Annotated in this window: 21 protein-coding genes; 9 read left to right on the top strand and 12 right to left on the bottom strand. The window is 65.8% G+C overall.

Annotated elements, in window-relative coordinates:
- From DRV84_RS13585 to DRV84_RS13545, 10 genes are all read right to left on the bottom strand, one after another.
- Window positions 1-556 (bottom strand): L,D-transpeptidase (locus DRV84_RS13585; RefSeq protein ID WP_147298862.1); only part of this gene is annotated, 556 nt, incomplete at its 3' end.
- Window positions 553-1284, bottom strand: a complete 732-nt coding sequence (locus DRV84_RS13580; RefSeq protein ID WP_115981643.1) for a DsbA family protein — start codon at window positions 1282-1284, stop codon at window positions 553-555. The genes DRV84_RS13585 and DRV84_RS13580, both read right to left, overlap by 4 nt.
- Before the next feature lies 1 nt (window position 1285).
- Window positions 1286-1678, bottom strand: coding sequence for a c-type cytochrome (locus DRV84_RS13575; RefSeq protein ID WP_239995081.1), 393 nt, complete (start codon window positions 1676-1678; stop codon window positions 1286-1288).
- Between the two features lie 101 nt (window positions 1679-1779).
- The gene (locus DRV84_RS13570) at window positions 1780-3174 is read right to left on the bottom strand and encodes a multicopper oxidase family protein (protein ID WP_115981653.1); all 1395 of its coding nucleotides are present in this window, start codon (window positions 3172-3174) and stop codon (window positions 1780-1782) included.
- Window positions 3175-3239: 65 nt separating this feature from the next.
- On the bottom strand, window positions 3240-3758 hold the full coding sequence (locus DRV84_RS13565; protein ID WP_115981641.1) for a cupredoxin domain-containing protein: 519 nt from the start codon (window positions 3756-3758) through the stop codon (window positions 3240-3242).
- Window positions 3759-3769: 11 nt separating this feature from the next.
- Window positions 3770-4150 (bottom strand): hypothetical protein, encoded by a 381-nt coding sequence (locus tag DRV84_RS15445; RefSeq protein WP_158547812.1) that lies wholly within the window; start codon window positions 4148-4150, stop codon window positions 3770-3772.
- A gap of 5 nt (window positions 4151-4155) precedes the next feature.
- Window positions 4156-4620 (bottom strand): c-type cytochrome, encoded by a 465-nt coding sequence (locus DRV84_RS13560; protein ID WP_115981639.1) that lies wholly within the window; start codon window positions 4618-4620, stop codon window positions 4156-4158.
- Between the two features lie 356 nt (window positions 4621-4976).
- A complete protein-coding gene (locus tag DRV84_RS13555) occupies window positions 4977-5297 on the bottom strand; it encodes an SHOCT domain-containing protein (RefSeq protein WP_239995079.1) in 321 nt (106 codons plus the stop codon).
- A gap of 1 nt (window position 5298) precedes the next feature.
- Window positions 5299-6720, bottom strand: coding sequence for an ATP-binding protein (locus tag DRV84_RS13550; protein ID WP_115981637.1), 1422 nt, complete (start codon window positions 6718-6720; stop codon window positions 5299-5301).
- Window positions 6717-7439: a response regulator gene (locus DRV84_RS13545; protein WP_115981635.1), complete on the bottom strand. Its 723-nt coding sequence runs from the start codon at window positions 7437-7439 to the stop codon at window positions 6717-6719. Before DRV84_RS13545 ends, DRV84_RS13550 begins: the two co-directional genes overlap by 4 nt.
- Before the next feature lie 170 nt (window positions 7440-7609).
- Between DRV84_RS13545 and DRV84_RS13540 the strand changes: the two genes are divergently transcribed.
- The 9 genes from DRV84_RS13540 to DRV84_RS13500 all read left to right on the top strand — a co-directional run bounded on the left by DRV84_RS13540 (window position 7610) and on the right by DRV84_RS13500 (window position 15845).
- Window positions 7610-8251 carry an EF-hand domain-containing protein gene (locus tag DRV84_RS13540; protein ID WP_239995078.1) on the top strand — a complete coding sequence of 214 codons (642 nt, stop codon included), beginning with the start codon at window positions 7610-7612 and terminating at the stop codon, window positions 8249-8251.
- Between the two features lie 75 nt (window positions 8252-8326).
- On the top strand, window positions 8327-8713 hold the full coding sequence (locus DRV84_RS13535) for a DUF302 domain-containing protein (RefSeq protein ID WP_115981632.1): 387 nt from the start codon (window positions 8327-8329) through the stop codon (window positions 8711-8713).
- A gap of 157 nt (window positions 8714-8870) precedes the next feature.
- The gene (locus DRV84_RS13530) at window positions 8871-9518 is read left to right on the top strand and encodes a TVP38/TMEM64 family protein (RefSeq protein WP_420852976.1); all 648 of its coding nucleotides are present in this window, start codon (window positions 8871-8873) and stop codon (window positions 9516-9518) included.
- Window positions 9515-10861, top strand: coding sequence for an APC family permease (locus DRV84_RS13525; protein WP_115981628.1), 1347 nt, complete (start codon window positions 9515-9517; stop codon window positions 10859-10861). Before DRV84_RS13530 ends, DRV84_RS13525 begins: the two co-directional genes overlap by 4 nt.
- Window positions 10862-10910: 49 nt before the next feature.
- Window positions 10911-13238 carry a heavy metal translocating P-type ATPase gene (locus DRV84_RS13520; protein WP_115981626.1) on the top strand — a complete coding sequence of 776 codons (2328 nt, stop codon included), beginning with the start codon at window positions 10911-10913 and terminating at the stop codon, window positions 13236-13238.
- A gap of 16 nt (window positions 13239-13254) precedes the next feature.
- The gene (locus tag DRV84_RS13515) at window positions 13255-14178 is read left to right on the top strand and encodes a cation diffusion facilitator family transporter (protein WP_115981624.1); all 924 of its coding nucleotides are present in this window, start codon (window positions 13255-13257) and stop codon (window positions 14176-14178) included.
- Entirely contained in the window at window positions 14178-15113 is a 936-nt protein-coding gene (locus DRV84_RS13510) for a DMT family transporter (RefSeq protein ID WP_115981622.1), read from the top strand. Before DRV84_RS13515 ends, DRV84_RS13510 begins: the two co-directional genes overlap by 1 nt.
- 19 nt (window positions 15114-15132) lie before the next feature.
- Window positions 15133-15327, top strand: a complete 195-nt coding sequence (locus DRV84_RS13505) for a heavy-metal-associated domain-containing protein (protein WP_115981620.1) — start codon at window positions 15133-15135, stop codon at window positions 15325-15327.
- Between the two features lie 68 nt (window positions 15328-15395).
- The gene (locus tag DRV84_RS13500) at window positions 15396-15845 is read left to right on the top strand and encodes a DUF411 domain-containing protein (protein ID WP_115981645.1); all 450 of its coding nucleotides are present in this window, start codon (window positions 15396-15398) and stop codon (window positions 15843-15845) included.
- A gap of 28 nt (window positions 15846-15873) precedes the next feature.
- On the opposite strand, the gene DRV84_RS13495 is transcribed toward DRV84_RS13500, so the two are convergent.
- Window positions 15874-16950 carry a DUF2793 domain-containing protein gene (locus DRV84_RS13495; RefSeq protein WP_115981618.1) on the bottom strand — a complete coding sequence of 359 codons (1077 nt, stop codon included), beginning with the start codon at window positions 16948-16950 and terminating at the stop codon, window positions 15874-15876.
- Between the two features lie 6 nt (window positions 16951-16956).
- A partial coding sequence (locus DRV84_RS13490) for a baseplate multidomain protein megatron (protein WP_115981616.1) occupies window positions 16957-19744 on the bottom strand: 2788 nt, incomplete at its 5' end.

The following is a 19744-nucleotide window of genomic DNA, read 5'->3' as shown; positions in this document are numbered from 1 at the left end:
TGGAGCGGGGCTCCGGCGAGCCGTGAATGCGCAGGTAGGTGTCACGATCGCCGACATAGAGATACAGTGCACGCGCGCCGAGCGGATTGTCAGGGCCCGGCTCCATACCGTCTTCGACATCCGCGTACAGTTCCGGATCCCGCTCGATCATCGAGCGCGTCGGCGTCCAGTGCGGCCACCGGACCTTGCGCCGGATCGTGTAGGTTCCGGGTTCATAAAGATTGCCGCGTGCGATGGCGACGCCATAGCGCATGGCCGTTCCGCCTTCCTCGATGTGGTAGAGGTAGCGCGCGATCGCATCCACATGGATGTTCCCCGGAACAAGGCCCGCACGAGCCTCGACCCTTTGCGGAAGAAAACGCGGATCGAGGCCCCATGGATTGGACGTCTCCAGGTCGAAGAAGGGCGGTGTCACCTCGGCATCCCAAGCGCTCTTCTGCGCCTCGCTCGGCCAGGTATCGGCCAGAAGCGGCCCCGCGACGGGCGGCGAGAACAGCGCGGATGCGGTCACGATGAAATGGCGCCGCGTCAGGCCTTTTTTCCCAGGCGCAGTCATTGTTCCGGTTCCCGTGCATCGGAGACGAGCGTTCGCAACTGCTCCGCATCCAAGACACCGGGAAAAAGGGCGTCGCCGATCACGAAAGTTGGCGTGCCCGTGATGCCGAGGGCCTGCGCCAGGCGCATCGATGTCTGGATGTGCGCGTCGATCTCCTGTGCTTCCATGTCGCGACGCAATTGCGCGATGTCGAGACCGATGTCTTCCGCAATCTGGAGGACGGAGGATTCCTCCGCGCGACCGTTCATGCCCATCATCGCCCAATGGAAGTCCTCGTGGAGGTCCTGTTCGCGCGCGGCCAGCGCGGCGCGGGCGGCAAAAACCGATCCTTCGCCAAGAATGGGCCATTCACGATAGACAAGGCGAACATTCGGATCGGCCGCGAGCAGAGCCTCGATCTCGGGCTTCGCACGACGGCAATAGGGGCAGTTGTAGTCGAAGAATTCCACCACCGTGACATCACCATCCGGATTGCCCAAGACCGGTGCATCGGGATCTCGTTCCAGTGCGTCGCGTTCCCGGGCAAGAACCTCGGCCTGCGACGCGGCCTGCGCCTCGGCCTGCCGGGACTCAAGGATCGCGACGGCCTCCATGACGATCTCGGGGTTTTCGCGGATGGTTTCCAGGACCAGTTCGCGCACCCGGTCTTCGGTCAGGTCCTGCGCCGCCGCTGACAAGGGCAGCGTCAGCGAAAGCGCCACCGTGATCATGGAAATGAGCTTCTTCATGTCAGGTTCCTCCGTTGGCCAGATCAGCAGCCGTGCGTTCGGCCTGCGTGGCGCGCTCGCGCTCGGGCCAGGTTGATTGGATGTAGGCGAGGATGTTCCAGATCTCGCGATCCGTCCGGACATCGTCAAATGCGGGCATGCCGCTGTCGAACTCCACGCCTTGCTGGGCCAGGGCTTCCCGTCCTCCAAGCTTCGTGTATTGAAACAGGATCCGGTCGGGATGGTGCCACGTGTGCCCGGTTTCATCGTGAGGCGGCGCGGGCAGACGCCCATCCGCATCGGGGGTTCGCCATTCCGTCCGGCCTTCGAGGTTGGCACCGTGGCAGGCGGCGCAGCTCTGGGCATAAAGCGCCTCGCCCTGCGCGATATCCACCGTGGCCGGCATCACCGGCATGGTGGGGTCGAGAGCGGCCTGCGGCGCGTCGCGCAGAGCCAGCCACGCCCCAGCCCCGGCAAGGCCAAGCGCCACCGGCGCGGCGATCAGGATCGCTGTCTTCATGTCACCCGCACCCATGTCATCATCCCGCTTTCCGCATGGCTGAGCATGTGGCAATGAAACAGCCAGTCGCCCGGATTGTCGGCGATAAAGCCGACCGTGCGCGTCTCTTGCGCGGCCACCAGAAGCGTGTCGCGCATGGGGCCGACGGGGCTGCCCTCGCGGATTTCGCGGAAGTGCATCCCGTGCAGATGCATGGCGTGGGGAAAGACGGTTTCGTTGACGATTTCCAGCCGCACCGGTTCACCAAGAGAAAGATCGGCCAGCGGGGCCTGCGTCATCTCGGCTATGTCGTTGAAGGCCCAGAACCGCCCCCGCGCCGCAAGCTCGCGAAAGCCCAGACGCTCTCCGCCGAGGAAGGCGCTGTCCATCCGGCCCATGGCGCCGCCAGACATCACGAGACGCAATGGTCGGGCATCGGCGAGAGACCGAATGCCGGCGCCCGGATTGGGTGGCAGGGCCATCGGTGCCGCGCGCGGCGTCTGCGCGGTGCTGCCAGTGACGGGGAACGCCACCTGCGAGGCGGGTTGGTCGTCATCGCCGATCCGGACGAGATGCGCAGTCTCGCCCGCCTCAGTTGTCACATCGACGATCAGATCGGCGCGTTGCGCCGGGGCGAGAAAAAGGACATCCTCCAGCGGTTCGGGCTGGGCGAGCGGCATGCCGTCCAGTGCGACCGTCCAGCCCTGCAGCCCGGCAAGTTGTAACGGAAAGATCCGCGCATTCGACGCGTTGATGAGCCGCAGGCGCATACGGATGTGCCGCGCGACCGGGATGGACAGGTCGAACCGTCCGTTGGTGGTGATCAGGTTCCCGATCCGACCGCCATGGCTCATCCTCATCGGCTGGTCGAAACTGTCGTCGATCAGCGCTGTTTCGGGATCGAGCAGCCAGTCGTCGAGCACCAGGGTTTCCTCCCGATCCACCTCGGGCGGTTCGGCCTCGTCCACGATAAGCGGCCCGTGCAGGCCGCGGGCGACCTGTACCCAGGACCGGTTATGCGCGTGGTACCAGTAGGTTCCGGCATCTGGCGCCACGAAATCATAGTCGAAGGCCTGACCCGGCGCGACCGCCTCTTGCGTCAGGCCCGAGACACCGTCCATCGCGTTATCGATGCGGATCCCGTGCCAGTGGACCGAGGTCGGCTCGGGCAGATCGTTGACCAGCCGCCGCCGCACCCGTTCGCCTTGGAGCACCCGGATGGCCGGTCCGGGTGCGCGGCCCTCGTAACCCCAGATGGATGTGGCTGGATAGCCGCCGGGGGCGAGCTGCACCGAGGCCTCCCGCGCTGTCAGGTTCACGGGCGTGTGAGAAGCGGCAGACACCTGCCGACCGCTCGCGGCCAGGCCCAGAACGGCGGCGGTCTGTCCGAGGAAGGCGCGTCGTGTCGGCATGGCCAGGATCTCCGGGAAGGTCTCGGGGCGGGCGACGATCTCGCCCGCCACCAGTAGTTCGTGCGTCAGGAATCGTGTCCCATCCGGAAATCGCCGACCATGCCGGCCTCGCGGTGGCCGGGCACGTTGCAGGCGAACCCGATCTCGCCGCCTTCGGGGAACGTCCAGATGACCTGGCCCGTATCTCCGGGCTCCAGCAGGACGCTGTTGGCATCGTCATGCATCATCCCGGCCTCCATCATCCGGTCATGATTGATGCTGCGCGCGCTCATCATGCCTTCGCGCATCATGGTACGCATTTCGCCACGGTGGCCATTCCAGGTCTCGCCTGTACCGATGTTAAACTCGTGCACGGCGCGTCCAACATTCACCACTTCGAAACGGATCGTCTCACCGGGTGCGACCTCGATCGTCTCGGGGCTGAAGCTCATCTCGTCCATTTCCACGATGATGGTGCGGTCGATTTGCGCGGCGTCGCCAGGTTCGCCGATGCCGTCCTCGTCTCCATGTCCAGGGCCGGCAACCGCGATGGAAGCGGCAAGGCTGGCCGCGAGGGCGGTGCCGGTCAGAAGTGTCTTGATCATGTCTTGGTCTCTCATGTCTGGGGATATTTCAGAGTATTTGGTTGTGACATGTCCCAAACTCGCGGGGGTGGAAGATCCACGGGCGCATTTTTCCCGCCTATTGCTGTTTTCGCGAGCGGCTGACGCACGGCCCGGAAACCTTGTGCCCCGAATATCGGACGAGTCACCAAAATGGCGGCCGGGGAACACGTCGGGTCGGGATGGCAGGAGCGGTCAGGCGTGTCCTCATGCGCAGCGTGCCCGGCATTCGCGACATCGCTGTTCGCGACCACGACGATCTCTGAATGCGCATCCGGCGTGCCGGCAAGGCCGGACGTCGGCGTGGCGAAGACGGCAAGCGCGATCATGAGCATCGCGGCAAGACCGACGCGCGCGGCGAGAACGAACAGCACCCGCATCAATTTATTCCATTCTCGCGCTGCACTTCACGGACATAGCGCACGATATACTGGACGTCGGCGCGGGTCAGACCCTCGACCGGGGGCATGTTGCCGAAAGGCCAGTGATGCGCGCGGACGCCGTTCTGAACCGCCATCTGAAAGGCTTCGTCGGAATGATGGCTCGGTTCGTATGTGCGGTGGATCAGCGGTGGCGCAACGCCATTCTGACCGGCTGCGTTCGCGCCATGGCAAGCCGCGCATTTGGCCTCGAAGGCGCGCTTTCCGATCGTCGCCTCGGTCGACAATTGCACCGGAAGTCGAACCTCGACGATTGGCGCACCCTCGTCGAGGTCGGTCAACGACGCCCGATCCGGATGAACCATGGACGCCGCCGGTTGCTCGGCCGGTCGCATGAATTGCCAGATCGCCAAGCCAAGCCCGGCAACAAGTACAATTCCGACCAGACGCCCGCGTTTGTCCATGTCCCTTGCTCCTTTCCTGCCTTTGATCGGCTCGGCTCCGAAGCGCTCTCCGACCGGACCGCGACGCTTCTAGATCGCTCGCCAACTCGGACTCTTGTTACTGGATCGCGTCTGCCTTGCCACCTGACAAGTCCATGTTTTTTGTATCCGAATGTATCCTTGACCTCTGCGAGATGGGGCCATCTTTCGCTCGGTTGATTGAGCCAGACGGCGAGAAAGCCGAACGGGAAACACGAAACCCTCTTTCGGGCGGAACGCTCTGCGGACTTGCAAGCAATCCCGGGATGGAGGCTCTGTCGTGAGCGGCGGACGCAACCAGCCCGGTCGACGCCCGCCGTTGAAAAACCTCGGAAGGGCTATTTTTCCAGCACCTTGCACCGCCGCTCGAACTCTTCCTCGTCGATCTCGCCCGAAGCGAAGCGTTCGCGCAGGATGTCGAGCGCATCGCGCTTTCCGCGGGTCCCGCCGCCCTGACTGTCGTTGAACCATTTCACCGCAAAGACGATCAGCGCGATGATAATGCCCCAGAACAGGATCATCATAAGCCCGCCGAACATTCCGTATCCGCCACCCCACATCATGTGACCGTATCCTTCCTGCCAATTGTCCCCGGGGTCCGCGGCGGCCAGTGTCGGCGCCGCAAAACCGATGATTGTCCAGATTGCTGTTCGTCTCATTTCACGTCTCCTTTCGTTGTCTTTCATCGTTGATGGGCGCGTCCTCCGACAGCGGGATGAAGATCGACGCCTTCAGCCCGCCTTCGGACCGGTTCTCGAGCCGGATGTCGCCACCGTGTCCGCGCACGATCGCCCGTGCGATGGCAAGGCCCAGCCCGTGCCCACCGGTTTCGAGCGAGCGGGACGTCTCCAGCCGGTGAAATGGCGCGAAGACCTCTTCGAGCTGTTCCTCGGGGATTCCGGGGCCATGATCGCTGACCTCGATCACCAGATCGTCGCCTGCGCGGTGCCAGCCGACCGTCGCGCTGCCACCGTAGCGGGTGGCGTTCTCCGTCAGGTTGCGAACGGCCCTGCGCAGGGCAAGGGGGCGTAGGCGCACCATCATCGCCGGGCCGCCGGTCAGCTTGAACGGCGTGGCCTTGTCACCTGCCAGTGTTTCGAGCCAGTCGGACACGTCAACGACCTCGGAGGGTTCGCGCCCCGCCAGCCCTTCGGCGAAGTCGAGCGTGGCCTCGGCCATCGTCTGCATCTCGTCGATAGAGGCGATCAGGCTCTCGCGGGTCTCCTCGTCCTCGACGAGTTCGGCATCGAAGCGCATCGCCGTGAGGGGCGATCGCAGATCATGGCTGACCGCGGCGAGAATGCGGGTGCGGTCCGCGACAAAGCGGGTCAGCCGATCCTGCATGCGATTGAACGCGCGGGTGAGGTCTCGCACCTCTGCGGGGCCGGAGACCGGCAGCGGCTCACCCGCGTCGCCGCGCCCCAGGTCCTCGGCGGCGCGCGACAGATCCCGCAAGGGCCCGGTCAGGCGGGTCATCACGAACCAGAACGCCGCGACGAGGATAAGCGCGGCCGTCAGTCCGAAGGTCACGAAAGAGAAAAGGGGCCATTGCAACGGGGGGCGTTCGAACCGCGTGGCGACGTTCAGCCATTGCCCGCCGGCCAGCGCGATGGACAGGGTCATCTCGACCGCCTGCATCCGGCCACGCATCATCTCTTGATGCATCTGTGCCATTTGCGGGGACAGGTTCGGGATCGGGTGTAGAGGGACAGCGGTTTCTCTAAGGTTGACCCGGATGTCGCGACTGAAGCCGTCGCCAAGCAAGGTCCGGACGCGCGTTTCGATGTATTCTGCGTGATGATGGTCGGGCGCGGTGACGCTCGGGGCGGGCGCAAGGTCGAACCGCACGAGCGGCGAATTCGCCGCCCGCACGATAGACGCGGAAAGGTCGGGCGGCGCTTCTTCCAGCAGGCGCACGACGTTGGCGGCGCGCCCCGCCGCCTCGAAGCCGAGGGCAGCGCGGACGGCGAGGCTGCGCTCGTCCGCGAAGAGCCACAGGCTCACTGCCTGCGCGATGGCCAGTGCCCCGAGGATGAGGATCACGAGCTGCGCGCGCAGGCTTCCTGTCCGCGGCCGGATCATGCGGTCACCTCGACATCCGCGTTCAAGCTGTAGCCGTGGCTCCGTACGGTGGTGATGAGCGTCGGGCGCAACGGGTCCGTCTCGATCTTGCGCCGCAGCCGGCTGATCTGGTTGTCGATCGTGCGATCGAGCGGCCCTGACGCGCGCCCCGCCGTAAGGTCGAGAAGCTGCTCGCGGCTCAGAACGGTGCGCGGACGCGCCAGAAGGACCGTCAGCAGCCGAAAATCCGCCGTCGTCAGTTGCACGCGATTGCCGTCCCGGTCGGTCAGGACGTGCGCGTCCGTATCGAGCGTCAGCCCGCCGAATCGCAGGATGCGACCTGAAAGCGTTCCGGCCTCGCTCCTCTCCTCGGGTGCTCGGCGCAGGACCGCCTTGATCCGTGCGAGAAGCTCGCGCGGGTTGAACGGTTTCGGCAGGTAGTCGTCCGCGCCGATCTCCAGACCCACGATCCGGTCCTGATCCTGCCCGAGCGCCGTGAGCATGATGATGGGAAGCCGTTTCGCCGCCGACAGGCGCTTGCAGATCGAAAGCCCGTCCTCGCCCGGCATCATGACATCGAGCACCATCAGGTCGAAGTGCCCCTTCGCGAGCTTCTCGTCCATGTCCCGGGCATCCTTCGCCGCCGTCGCCCGCATGCCATTGCGTTCCAGGAACCGCGTGACCGAGTCCCGTATCTGGCGGTGATCGTCGACTACGAGGATATGCGGCAAACCGTTCATCCGTCTCATTTGGCAGGGTGGCGACGCAGGGTCAGCACCGCGATTGTAACGCTTTGTATCAGGCATCCGCGTTGCGACGAACGGATACACAATCGGAAATGACGCAGCCTTGGCGTTCGTTATTGTTTTCCCATGTCGGTCAGGCGTTTCACACGGGAAAGGATACAGACATGAAAACTGGAGCGAAACTCGCGGCGGCTACCGCCATTTTGATGGCTCTGGGCGATGCAGCCTTGGCCGCAGGCAATCATGGGCATGGTGGCCAGGATGCTCCGGGAGCGCAGGGTCCCAGGGCCGGAAATCATGACATGATGCAGATGATGATGCGGATGCACTCGCAGATGATGGGCGGCAGCGGCCCCATGGGGGGTATGGCGATGATGGGCGCCGGTGGCTCCATGTCGGGCATGGGCCAGGGCATGGGCATGATGGGCGGCGGAGCGTCGCTGATGGGCATGGGCCTAGAGCGGTTCGACGCCGATGGCGATGGCGTGGTGACTTCGCAGGAAGCCCATGAAGGACTGCAGGCCCTGCTGGCGGAATATGACGCCGATGGCGACGAAGCCCTGTCGCTCGCTGAATTCGAGACCCTCCACAGCGCGCTCATTCGCGAAACCATGGTGGACCGCTTCCAGTTCCTCGACGACGACGGCGACGGTGCGGTGTCGGTGGCAGAGATCGTGAAACCGGCCGACATGATGGAGCGCATGGAGACGATGCGCGACGGCATGATGCCCGGACCGAACGGCGGCATGCGGGGCAACGGCGACATGATGGGGGCACCCGGCCAGGGTCGGATGGACAACAACTGAGCCCGCCGTACCGCCACCCCTTGCCCGGTCCCGCATCATGCGGGGCTGGGTCACAACCATGAAAGGATAGACAGAATGGCATATACGCACGACCGCATGATGACGGGCACCGGCATTGACGACGCGGAAGCCCGCGTGCGCGCGGCGCTGACGGAGGCGGGCTTTGGCGTTCTGACCGAGATCGACGTCCAGCAGACGATGAAGCAGAAGATCGACAAGGACATGGATGGCTACAAGATCCTCGGCGCCTGCAATCCGAACATGGCCTGGGAGGCCATGGGTCTCGAGCCGCGGATCGGCGCGATGCTGCCCTGCAACGTCATCTTGCGCTCCGTCGAAAGCGGCACCGAGGTGAGCGCCATCGATCCGGTCGCATCGATGCAGGCGGTGGAAATCGCCGAGCTGCACGAGGTCGCCGGGCAGGTCCGCGACATGCTCTTGCGCGCGGTGGATGCGGCCTGAAGGAGACAGCCGATGAAAACGGCTCATGGTCGGGACGCGGCGCTCGCCTCACTACCGGACGAGCTCGGCTGACGTGCCCCATGAGAGCGGCATTAGTGGGACGGACCAATCGTTCGTCGGCAAGGTCGCCGTTCGGATCGTCGGCGCCTTCCTTGTTCTGGGCATTGTTGCCTGGGCAGCAGGCTGGTGGCCGACCGACATCGACCGGGCCAAGGTTGAGACCTGGGTCGCGGCGGCCGGGCCGTGGGGTCCGCTCGCGGTGGTCGCGCTGATGTCGGTGGCCGTCGTCGCCAGCCCCATTCCGAGCGCCCCCATCGCTTTGGCCTCAGGGGCAGCCTACGGGCACTATGCCGGCACGGCCTATGTTGCTCTCGGGTCCGAGATCGGCGCGCTTGCCGCCTTTCTCATCGCCCGCGAGCTGGGGCGCGGACCTGTCGAGCGCCTTCTTGGCGACAAGGCCGATCATGGCCTTCTGGGGTCGCAGAACGCGCTGACGCTAACGGTTTTCGCAAGCCGCCTTCTGCCCTTCGTCTCTTTCGACGCGATGAGCTATGCCGCTGGGCTCAGCCGGCTCCATTTCTGGCGGTTCGCTCTTGCAACGATAGCCGGCATCCTGCCCGCGAGTTTCTTGCTCGCGCATTTTGGCAGCGCGGCTATGGAGGGTGCATTTGACAGTGCGGAATGGCTAGTGCTCGGACTGGGCCTGATGACCGGACTTCCTCTCCTGCTCCTTGCGCTTCGGCGTGGCGCAGCGTCGAGAAAGGACACCCCTGAGAAAGACGCTACGGAGGGCAGTCGATCATGAGCTCCGACTACAAGAAGAATAGCCTCAGCCTGCCCGACGCGGTGGCGATGGGAACAGGTGTGATGATCGGCGCCGGCATCCTTGCCCTGACCGGGCAGATCGCCGAACTCGCGGGTCCCTGGTTTCCGCTAGCCTTTGTCGCCGGAGCTGTCGTGACCGCATTCAGCGCCTACACCTACGTCAAGATGTCGAACGCATGGCCCTCCGCCGGCGGGATTGGGATGATCCGGAAGAAGGCCTATGGGCCGACGACGGTTGCCGCTGGGGCGGCGCTCCTGATGGCCCTTTCGATGGTCATAAACGAAAGCCTCGTCGCACGGACCTTTGCCACCTACCTTCTGCGCGGGCTCGGAATGGAGCCCGAGGGCTGGCTGGTCCCGGCTATCGGCATCGCCCTCATCGTGCTCGCGTATCTCGTCAATGCCTCGGGCAACCGGTCGGTCGGATTGCTGTCCCAGATCATGGCGGTGCTCAAGGTCGCGGGGATCGCGCTGTTCGGCATCGCAGCGCTCTGGGCGGGCGGCATATCCTTCGAGACGTCTGGCGGGGCAGAGACCGGGCTCACAGGTTTCGTGGGGTCGCTGGCGCTTGCGATCCTTGCGTTCAAGGGCTTCACCACGATCACCAATTCGGGCGCGGAGATTACTCAACCGCACCGCAATGTCGGCCGCGCTATCGTCATCTCCATCGCGATCTGCGTGGTGGTCTATCTGCTCGTCGCTGTCGCTGTGGGGTCCAGCCTGCCGCTCGACCGGATCGTGGCCGCGAAGGATTACGCCCTCGCGGAGGCCGCCGAACCCGCGCTTGGCCGGGTCGGCTTCTACCTGACGGTTGCGCTCGCCCTCGTGGCGACGGCCTCGGGGGTGATCGCGAGCATCTTCGCGGTCTCGCGCATGCTGGCGATGCTGACCGACATGAAGATGATCCCGCACAGCCATTTCGGAATGCCGGGAACGATCCGGGACCACACGCTGGTCTACACCGTCGTGATCGCGGGGCTTCTGACAGCGTTCTTCGACCTCAGCCGCATCGCGTCGCTCGGGGCGTTCTTCTATCTCGTGATGGACATTCTGATCCACTGGGGCGTTTGGCGGAACCTGCGGGACGAGATCGGCGCGCGGGGCTGGGTCCTGCTGACCGCCATCGGGCTCGATGCCGTCGTGCTCGGGGCTTTCGCGGTGATGAAATGGCAGAGCGATCCGATGATCGTCGTGATCGCCCTGGTGGGCATGACGGCCGTGTTCGGCTTCGAGCATGTCTTTCTGCGGCGCAATCCGCCCACGGACACCAACCAAGATACGCACCATGAGAAAACCAAGGAGGCCAATGGATCGCCCCCTTGACCGTCTCATGACTGGAACCCCCACATTGCTGCTTGAAAGGGGATAACCGATGTCCGACCACGCTCACCACCACGATGCACCCGCGCCAGGTGCCAAGACCGCCACGGACCCGGTCTGCGGGATGCAGGTCGAAATGAGTGAAGGCGCGCGGTCGCGCGAATATGGCGGCGAAACCTACTGGTTCTGCTCCGAGGGTTGCCAGACGAAGTTCGAGGCAGACCCGTACTTCTATGCCTCGGGCAATGCCGAAAAGGCCGCCCCACAGGCCGAAGACGGCACGCAATGGACCTGCCCCATGCACCCCGAGATCGTTCGGGACGACCCCGGAAGCTGCCCGATCTGCGGCATGGCGCTGGAGCCGATGGTGCCATCGGACGAGCCCAGCGAGGAGCTGACGGATTTCACCCGCCGAATGTGGATCAGCGCGGCGGCGGCCGTGCCGCTGGTCGTCCTGACGATGGGCGAACTGGTCGGCCTGCCGGTCCGCGACTGGCTGGGGCATCAACTGTCGGTCTACGTCGAGTTCGTCCTCGCCACGCCAGTTATCCTCTGGGCGGCGCTTCCGTTCTTCCGGCGCGGCATCGACTCTGTCCGCAATCTGTCTCCCAACATGTGGACGCTGATCTCGTTGGGCGTCGGAGCGGCCTATGTCTATTCGCTCTTCGCCACATTCGCGCCCGGCGTCTTTCCCGAGCAGTATCGCATGGGCGATGGGGTCGGCACCTATTACGAGGCGGCGGTCGTCATCATCGCTCTGGTCTTTGTCGGTCAGGTGCTGGAGCTTCGCGCGCGGGAACGCACCGGCGACGCGATCCGGGCGCTGATGGATCTCGCGCCCAAGACCGCGCGCCGCATCCTGCCGGACGGTTCGGAATACGATGCACCGCTCGAGAACATCGTCGAAGGCGACACGCTGCGTGTGCGACCGGGCGACAGCGTGCCGGTCGATGGCGAAGTGATCGAGGGGCGCACGTCGGTCGACGAGAGCATGATCACCGGCGAGCCCTTGCCCGTCGAGAAGACGGAAGGTGACCGCGTCACGGGCGGGACGATCAACAAGAACGGCACCCTGGCGATCCGGGCGACGCAGGTCGGTGCCGACACGGTGCTGGCCCAGATTGTCGAGATGGTCGCCGGCGCCCGGCGCTCGCGTGCGCCGATCCAGGGATTGGCCGACCGGGTCTCGTCGATCTTCGTACCGACGGTCGTCGCTGTGGCCATCGCGGCGTTCTTCGCCTGGCTTGCCTTCGGTCCCGAACCGGCGCTGGCCTTCGCCATCGCCTCGGCCGTCTCCGTCCTGATCATCGCCTGTCCCTGTGCCCTCGGCCTCGCGACGCCGATCTCGATCACCACGGCCGCAGGCCGCGGCGCACAGGCGGGCGTGCTGATCAAGGACGCCGAGGCGCTGGAGCGCATGGCCCGCGTCGATACCGTGATCGTGGACAAGACCGGCACGTTGACCGAGGGCAAGCCGACGCTCACCGATGTCGTGGCGCTGCAGGGCGACGAGGCGGAGGTGCTGGGCCTTGCCGCTGCGTTGGAGCGCGGCTCCGAGCACCCGCTCGCCGAGGCGATTGTCGCGGGCGCGCGGGATCGCGGTCTGTCGCCCGGCAGCGCGGCGGATTTCGAGGCGGTGACCGGCAAGGGCGTCCGCGGCACCGTCGATGGCCGCCGCGTGGCGCTCGGTAACCGGGCGATGATGCATGATCTCGGCCTTGAGACCGGTGACACCGAAGCGCGGGCCGACGAACTTCGGGCAGAGGGCAAGACGGCGATGTTGGTGGCGGTCGACGGAAAAATTGCCGGGATCGTCGCCGTCGCCGATCCGATCAAGGAAACCACGTCGGGCGCGATCCGCGATCTGCACGCGCTCGGCCTGACCATCATCATGGCCACCGGCGACAACCAGCGGACGGCCGAAGCGGTGGCGCGGAAACTCGGGATTGACGAGGTGCGCGCCGGCGTTCTGCCAGAGGACAAGCAGAAGCTGGTCGAGGAGCTTCACGCGAAGGGCGCGTCGGTGGCGATGGCCGGCGACGGCGTGAACGACGCCCCGGCGCTGGCGGCGGCGGACGTGGGCATCGCCATGAGCACCGGCGCCGACGTGGCAGTGGAAAGCGCGGGCATTACGCTGATGCGCGGCGATCTGGTGGGGCTTGTGCGGGCGCGCAAGCTGGCCGTGGCGACGCTGCGCAACATCCGGCAGAACCTGTTCTTCGCCTTCGCCTATAACGCCGCGGGCGTGCCGATCGCGGCCGGGATCCTCTATCCGGTGATCGGTCTGCTGCTGTCACCCATGATCGCGGCGGCGGCGATGAGCCTCTCGTCGGTTTCCGTCATCTCGAACGCGCTGCGGCTGCGGCGCACAAAGCTCTGAGCGAAAGGAAGCTGCCATGGCCAGTTCACATCACGGACACATGCCGTCGAGCGGGCGCGGCATGGCGATCTCCGCCTGGCTGACGGGAGTCTACTTCGTCATCGAGATGGGCATCGGCCTCTGGACCGGGTCGATCGCGGTGATCTCGGACGCGTTCCACACCTTCTCGGCGGTCGGCGGCGTGCTTGTGGCCATCGTCGCCGCGCGTCTGGCCCGGCGTCCCGCCGACGCGGACCGCAGCTTCGGCTGGTATCGCGCCGAAATCATTGGTGCGCTGGTCAACGGCGGCTTTTTGCTCGGCATGGCGCTGGTGGTGATCGTGATGGCGGCAATGCGCCTGTCGGACCCGATCGACCTGCCCACGGGCCCTATGCTGCTGGCCGCGGCCGGCGGGCTGGTCACCGAGTTCATCTCGCTCGGTCTGATCTGGAAGCAGAGCCAGAGCGACCTCAACGTGAAAGGCGCGCTCTGGCATATCATCCAGACCTTCGTCGGCAGCCTGCTGATCATCGTCACCGCATTGGTCATCAAGTTCACGGGCTTCCTGCTCATCGACCCGATCCTCGGCATGGCGTTCGGCTTCGTGCTGCTCTGGGCAAGCTGGGGTATCCTGCGCGGATCCATGCATCTTTTGATGGAGGGCACGCCGGCCGATGTCAGCCTTCCGGAGGTCACGCGTAGGCTCGAAGCCCTCGACGGCGTGGCCGACGCCCACCACATTCACGCCTGGGCGCTGACCAGCGGGAAGCACGTATTTTCCGGTCACCTGCGCGTGCGGGAGGGCGCCGACCCACAGGAAGTGCTCGCGGCTGCATACGGGATGCTGCGTGACCGCTTCGGCTTCTTCTTCGTGACGTTGCAGGTCGAGAACCGTTGTCTCGATGAAAGCGGCGCCGAGACGATCGATATCACGCAAAACGACCAGACCGGGGCGCGTTGATGCCGGTTGTCGTCCTTCTCGCGCTGATCACGATCTCCGAAGCCACCATCGGCGTCTTCGTCAAGTTGACGGGGGATGCGATCCCGATCCAGACGCTTAACTTCTACGCGCTGAGCTTTGCGGCCGCGTTCCTGGCGCTGTCCATCCCGCAAACTACCGGGCGACCTCTAAGGTTTCCCCGCGGCAACGTGAAGGACACGGTCATTATCGGGGCGCTCATCGCCGCTCAGATCAGCGTCTTCAACTATGCCATGACGCTCGTGCCGATCGCCAATGCCGTGGTGTTCTGGAGCGTCGCCCCGTTCTTCGTGTTCATCTTCTCGGCACTGTTCCTCGGTGAGCCCGCGAAGAAAAGCTATGTGTTGATCTTCGGGCTCGCGCTGGTGGGCATCGTGCTGGCCAAACCGCTGGCGGGAGGCGACTGGTTCGGCAACCTTGTCGCGCTCAGCACCGGGGCGATCTATGCCGGCATGGTCACATACATGCGCCATGAGGGACGCGAGGAGACGGGCAACGATATCTTCTGGTCGATGGCGGCCGGGGCGATACTGCTGTCGCCGGCGCTGGTTCTCGCAGGACCAGGTGAAGTCGGCGAATTCGTCGCCTATCCAGCCCTCGGTCTGTCACTTCCCGTCATGCTGTGGGCGGTCTGCCTCGGCGTCGTCTCGACGGGGTTCGCCTATTTCGGCATTTCGCTGGTGCTCAAGCAGATCACGGCGAACATCTATTCTCTGGTCGACATCATCGTCTCGCCAATCGTGGCCGCAACCCTCGGCTACCTTGTCTTTGGCGAAGTTCCGGCGCAGGGCATGATCTTCGGTGGAGGATTGTTGCTCCTGTCCGGTTTCTTTCTGACGCGCGAGATGAGCCGCGGCAAGGAGACGGCTGCCGTCCACCCTTGCCAATGCGACCGAACGAATGCAGTCGGCGCCTGAAATGGAGGTATAAATCGAGATGAAGTTCCATGTGCCCGACATGAGCTGCGGTCACTGCGCCGCAGCCATAGCCAAGACCCTCAGGGCGATCGATCCGGACGCGAGGGTCGATAGCGATCTGACCTCGAAGACCGTCACGATCATGTCCGCGCAGGATGCCGCCACGCTTCAGGCCGCCCTGAAGGAGGCCGGCTATCCCGCCACTCTGGCCTGACGACCTGATAAACGATCATGGGTCATGCGGCCGCGGAAACCGAAAAGGATTTGGCAATGGACACACGAATGAACAGACGCGCTTTTCTTGTTGCGAGCGCCGCAGCAACTGGATTGGCCGGCCGGGTCCGTGCGCAGACGGCGCGCCTTGAAGTCTACAAGTCGCCGACCTGTGGATGCTGCTCGGCCTGGATCGAGCATATGGAGCGCGCAGGTTTCGTCGTGGACGCACGGAATGTCGACCAGGACGCGCTTTATGCGTTCAAGGCGCAGTCCGGGATCACGCCGGAGCTTTCTTCCTGCCATACGGCGCTCGTTGACGGCTACGTCGTCGAAGGTCACGTGCCCGCCGGCGATGTCGAGCGACTGCTGGCCGAGCGGCCCGGCGCGCTCGGCCTGACGGTTCCCGGCATGCCGCTTGGCTCTCCGGGAATGGAGATGGGCAACCAGCGTGATGCGTTCGACACACTGTTGCTGCTGCAAGACGGCTCGACCGAGGTCTTCGAGCGACATGCCTGAACGAGACGGTTGAGGTGACAGATGACCCTCAGCCGACCTTGCAGCCCCAGAAGGACGTCTGGTCAGCGGCGAAGTAGCCGTCCGCGGCGCGAAAGTTGCCCTGCAGCTCGATGGTGTCACCGGCGGTGAGCGGGATCATCGTCTGAAGCCACATCGCCGTTGCCTTCGAGACATGCGCGCCGCTGATCTCGCCGAACGAGCCGCGGATCTCGGTCGTGCCGTTCAGCACGAGCCGGCCGCTCATCCGCGCCGACGTGCTGGCGTTCACCTTGTAGAGCAGCGTGGCGCCGAAGAGGTAGGTGCCGTCCGCGGGCGCCACGAAGCGATTGTTCGCGGCGTCGAAGGCCCCCTGGTCGTTGTAGTCGGTGTTGTTCAGGCCGATCTTCGTCCAGGTCCCGACGCCGACATAGTTGTCGTAGTTCGTGTACGCCTTGAACCGTGGCAGCCGGGGCTGGTCGACGATGCCGGTGGCGTTGTCGACGCTGAGCCCGTCGAAGAAGGTACTGCCGTCGGCCGAAACCGCGAGGCGGAAGCGGTCGGAGCCGAAGAGCCCCACCAGCGCCTTGGTGACGAAGCTGGTCTGCAGTGTGAGCCCAAGATCGTCGCCCGCCGCATCCTTGTTCATGGTGTAGAACAGATCGCCGGTGCCGCCCTCGGCCACGGTCTTCGCGGTCCAGAGTGCTGCGTTGAGCTTGGCCGAGAACGGGTTCGAGGCGTCCGCCGTCGTTCCGAGCCCGAGGAGCGAGAGGTTCTGCAGCGCCGTGGGCGTGGTCCCGGTCCAGCCCGCGCCATCGTAGACCAGCAGCAGGCCCTCGTCCTCGACCCACGCCCGCCAGCCGGTGCGCGGCGGCAGGCGCAGCCAGGCGCCATCGGTCCAGAGCGCGACGTTCAGATCCCAACCCGCCCAGTCGCCCGTCGCGCCCGAGCCGACGATGTAGCGGTCTCCGTCGGCGCGGCTGGCTGGCGGGGCAGTCAGATCCCTGTCGAGCACCGAGAGCTGGACAAGCCCGTCGAGGATCCGCAGCGCCTCGTTATGGGTGACATGCTTCTGGGCCTGCGCCGCGAGGATCCAGGGCAGCAGGAGATGGGTCGTGGCGTCGGACATGGGTCCTCACAAGGTCAGCGTGACGGTTTTCAGCGCGCCCCGCCCGACGAGGGCGGAGAGCTGGAAGATGCGGATGTCGAGCGTGTCACCGGGGGCGAGCGGCGCTCCCCAGTCGGCTGTCTGCTGGGCGGCGGTGTAGACGGCGCTGGTGGTGGCCGTGCTCAGCACCCGACTCACGGTTGCGCCGTCGAGGATTTCGACCTCGTAGGCTTCCAGTTCCTCCGCCATCGGCACTTCGACAGCGCCCCAGCTGTCGGCGGAAAGCGCGCGGGACCGGCGTGTCCAGCGGATCGTGAGGTCGCCGGGAACGCGTGGCGTGCGCCACGGCTGCTCGACATGGGCGACGGAGAACGGCCGCAGCCCTACCCCCTCAGGCTTGAAGGCCTGCGCCACATAGGTCTCGTCGCTGACTGGGCGGCTCGCCGGGCCGATGCGCCAGTTCCAAGGGATGCCAATGTCCGCCTCGGCGGTCGGCAGCGAGGGGAGGCTGTCGTCGAGCACCACCACCCGCGCGCCGGCGGGCGAGGGATTGCCCATGGCGCCTTCCGTGCCGCGCTGGCCGCGCAGGAAGCGGGTCAGGCGATACCGGCCGGGCGCCAGCAGTTCCGCCGCGCCCGCCTGAACGATCTCCCACACGCCGGGCGCGCTCTCGATGGCCAGCGCGTTGGCCCCGCCGAACAGCGTCAGGTCGGTGACACTCTCCAGCGTGCCGGTGAGCAGATCGACGACCAGGACATTGCCGAGGTCGAACCGCGAGGTCGGACCGGCATAAAAGTCCGAGACGAGCGTGCCGATCCGGGCGCGTGTGCCGAAGCTGGTGAGCAGTTCGAAGCCGTCAGTCGAGGGGCTGCGGAACGCCGCGATCTCGCCCGGCCACGGCACGGCATGCGCCGCCGCGAAGGGCCGATGCGCGGGCTGGTCCTCGGTCAGCTGCGGCAGGTCGAGCAGCACCGCCTCGGGCGCGCCGAAAACCACCGCCTGCGAGAGCGCCGAGGGTCGCGGCGCGCCGGGCGGCAGGTCGTAGGCCTCTCGATCCTGGCGCACCGCCTCGATGCCGCGCGCGTCGGCATCGGCGATGGAGACGAGCCGCAGCGGGACGGCGCGACCGTCATGAGCGAAGGTGACGACATCGGCCGGATCGAGCGCCAGCCGCGAGGGCGGCAGCCGAAACACGGCACTCTCGCGGCCGGTCCAGGCTTCCATCAGCGCGCGGCGGCAACGGCGTTCGGCCTCCTCGGGCGGGACCGCCGTGGGGAAGCTTTCGGATGCGATCCGGGTTGTGTCGACGGTGATGCGCCGGGCCTCGACCTGCGCGGCCTCGTAGTCTTCGTCCGCGCGGGCGACCTGCCATTTCAGGGCCTGCGGCAGTTCGGTCTCCTGGCCGCGCGTGAGCTCGAGAACGTCGCCCTCGCGGGGCGCGACAAGATCGTCTGGCGGGACGGTTGCGACAGCTGCGCGGCCGCGCATCACGAAGCGGATCACGCCCTCGGTCTCCACCGCGTCGAAGCCGAAGTGGCGCGACAGCATGGTGATCGAGGCCCGCGGGCTTTCCAGCGCGCCGATGGCGTAGCCTTCCACCGCACCCCAGAGGCCGGTGACGTCGATCCGCGACTCGGGCAGCCCGGCGCGCAGGCAGAGGTGCCTCACGAGGGCCGCCAGCGACACCGCGCCGAGCCGACCGGTCAGCCAGTGGCCGAGCCGCCAGTTCGCGCCGTCCGTCCAGACATCCGTGAGCGCCGGGAAGAACGGGTAAGGCCGTGCATCCCAGGTCCAGGCGGCGCATTCCGGCACATGCACCATACGACCGCCGTAGACCGAGGACACCGGGTTGTTCGCTGCCTCGCCCCACCAGAGATAGGTCGCCTCGAGATAGGCCCGCTGGATCGCGTCATCGCGCCAGCCCCGCGAGAAATGCGGTGTGAAGCTTTCCGAGGACTTCGGATCGAAGAAGACGTTGGGCTGGTTCGTGCCGCGGTCGATGGCCGGGCAGCCGAGCTCGGTGAACCAGATCGGCTTGGACTCCGGCGCCCATGCGGTCGGTGTCCCGCTCTCCACCCCGCCCGGACGGTCGTAATGCGGGTTCGACCACCAGCTGCGCAGATCCTTGTAGCGGAACACCCACGGCTTGCCGGCGGCGCCGTCCGTGATCGCGGTTCGCACCTGAGCCGACCTGTCGGCCGCGCTGGCATAGAACCAGTCGAAGCCTTCGCCGCCCGCGATGTTCGCCTGGAGGTAAGCCCGGTCGTAGATCGCAGGCCAGCCCTCCTGCGCATCGGCATGCTCGAAGCCGTCCCGCCAGTCTGAGAGCGGCATGTAATTGTCGATGGCGACGAAATCGATCTCCGGATCGGCCCAGAGCGCGTCGAGGTGAAAAAACACGTCGCCACTGCCGTCGCCCGGCTGGTGCCCGAAATACTCTGACCAGTCGGCTGCATAGCTGATCGCCGTGCCCGCCCCGAGAATGGAGCGCACGTCGTCCGCCAGATCGCGGAAGGCCTGTACCGCCGGATAGCTGGACGCGCCCGACCGGATCGTGGTCAGCCCGCGCATCTCGGTTCCGATCAGGAAGGCGTCGACCCCGCCCGCCGCCGCGCAGAGATGGGCGTAGTGCAGCACCATTCTCCGAAGGCCCCAGTCGTCCGCGGCACCGGTCCAGGAGACCGTCTCGCCCGAGACGGTGAAATCGGATGGACTGGCGCCCCCGAAGAATGCCGCGACCTGGTTCGCCGCAGTGGCGGTCTTGTCCGCACTGCCGGCATAGCCCGCCGCAGGCGAACAGGTGATCCGGCCGCGC

It is taken from the genome of Rhodosalinus sediminis, from assembly GCF_003385555.1.
GTDB lineage: Bacteria > Pseudomonadota > Alphaproteobacteria > Rhodobacterales > Rhodobacteraceae > Rhodosalinus > Rhodosalinus sediminis.
Note: the sequence above shows the minus strand (reverse complement) of the source record. Positions and strands in the feature narration are given on the sequence as shown.

Excerpts from the sequence above, each read along its gene's own strand:
- DRV84_RS13580 (WP_115981643.1), bottom strand. The coding sequence starts at position 1,284 with ATGAAGAAGCTCATTTCCATGATCACGGTGGCGCTTTCGCTGACGCTG.
- DRV84_RS13575 (WP_239995081.1), bottom strand. The coding sequence starts at position 1,678 with ATGCCGGTGATGCCGGCCACGGTGGATATCGCGCAGGGCGAGGCGCTT.
- DRV84_RS13570 (WP_115981653.1), bottom strand. The coding sequence starts at position 3,174 with ATGCCGACACGACGCGCCTTCCTCGGACAGACCGCCGCCGTTCTGGGC.
- DRV84_RS13565 (WP_115981641.1), bottom strand. The coding sequence starts at position 3,758 with ATGATCAAGACACTTCTGACCGGCACCGCCCTCGCGGCCAGCCTTGCC.
- DRV84_RS13560 (WP_115981639.1), bottom strand. The coding sequence starts at position 4,620 with ATGGACAAACGCGGGCGTCTGGTCGGAATTGTACTTGTTGCCGGGCTT.
- DRV84_RS13555 (WP_239995079.1), bottom strand. The coding sequence starts at position 5,297 with ATGAGACGAACAGCAATCTGGACAATCATCGGTTTTGCGGCGCCGACA.
- DRV84_RS13550 (WP_115981637.1), bottom strand. The coding sequence starts at position 6,720 with ATGATCCGGCCGCGGACAGGAAGCCTGCGCGCGCAGCTCGTGATCCTC.
- DRV84_RS13545 (WP_115981635.1), bottom strand. The coding sequence starts at position 7,439 with ATGAACGGTTTGCCGCATATCCTCGTAGTCGACGATCACCGCCAGATA.
- DRV84_RS13540 (WP_239995078.1), top strand. The coding sequence starts at position 7,610 with ATGAAAACTGGAGCGAAACTCGCGGCGGCTACCGCCATTTTGATGGCT.
- DRV84_RS13535 (WP_115981632.1), top strand. The coding sequence starts at position 8,327 with ATGGCATATACGCACGACCGCATGATGACGGGCACCGGCATTGACGAC.
- DRV84_RS13525 (WP_115981628.1), top strand. The coding sequence starts at position 9,515 with ATGAGCTCCGACTACAAGAAGAATAGCCTCAGCCTGCCCGACGCGGTG.
- DRV84_RS13520 (WP_115981626.1), top strand. The coding sequence starts at position 10,911 with ATGTCCGACCACGCTCACCACCACGATGCACCCGCGCCAGGTGCCAAG.
- DRV84_RS13515 (WP_115981624.1), top strand. The coding sequence starts at position 13,255 with ATGGCCAGTTCACATCACGGACACATGCCGTCGAGCGGGCGCGGCATG.
- DRV84_RS13510 (WP_115981622.1), top strand. The coding sequence starts at position 14,178 with ATGCCGGTTGTCGTCCTTCTCGCGCTGATCACGATCTCCGAAGCCACC.
- DRV84_RS13505 (WP_115981620.1), top strand. The coding sequence starts at position 15,133 with ATGAAGTTCCATGTGCCCGACATGAGCTGCGGTCACTGCGCCGCAGCC.
- DRV84_RS13500 (WP_115981645.1), top strand. The coding sequence starts at position 15,396 with ATGAACAGACGCGCTTTTCTTGTTGCGAGCGCCGCAGCAACTGGATTG.
- DRV84_RS13495 (WP_115981618.1), bottom strand. The coding sequence starts at position 16,950 with ATGTCCGACGCCACGACCCATCTCCTGCTGCCCTGGATCCTCGCGGCG.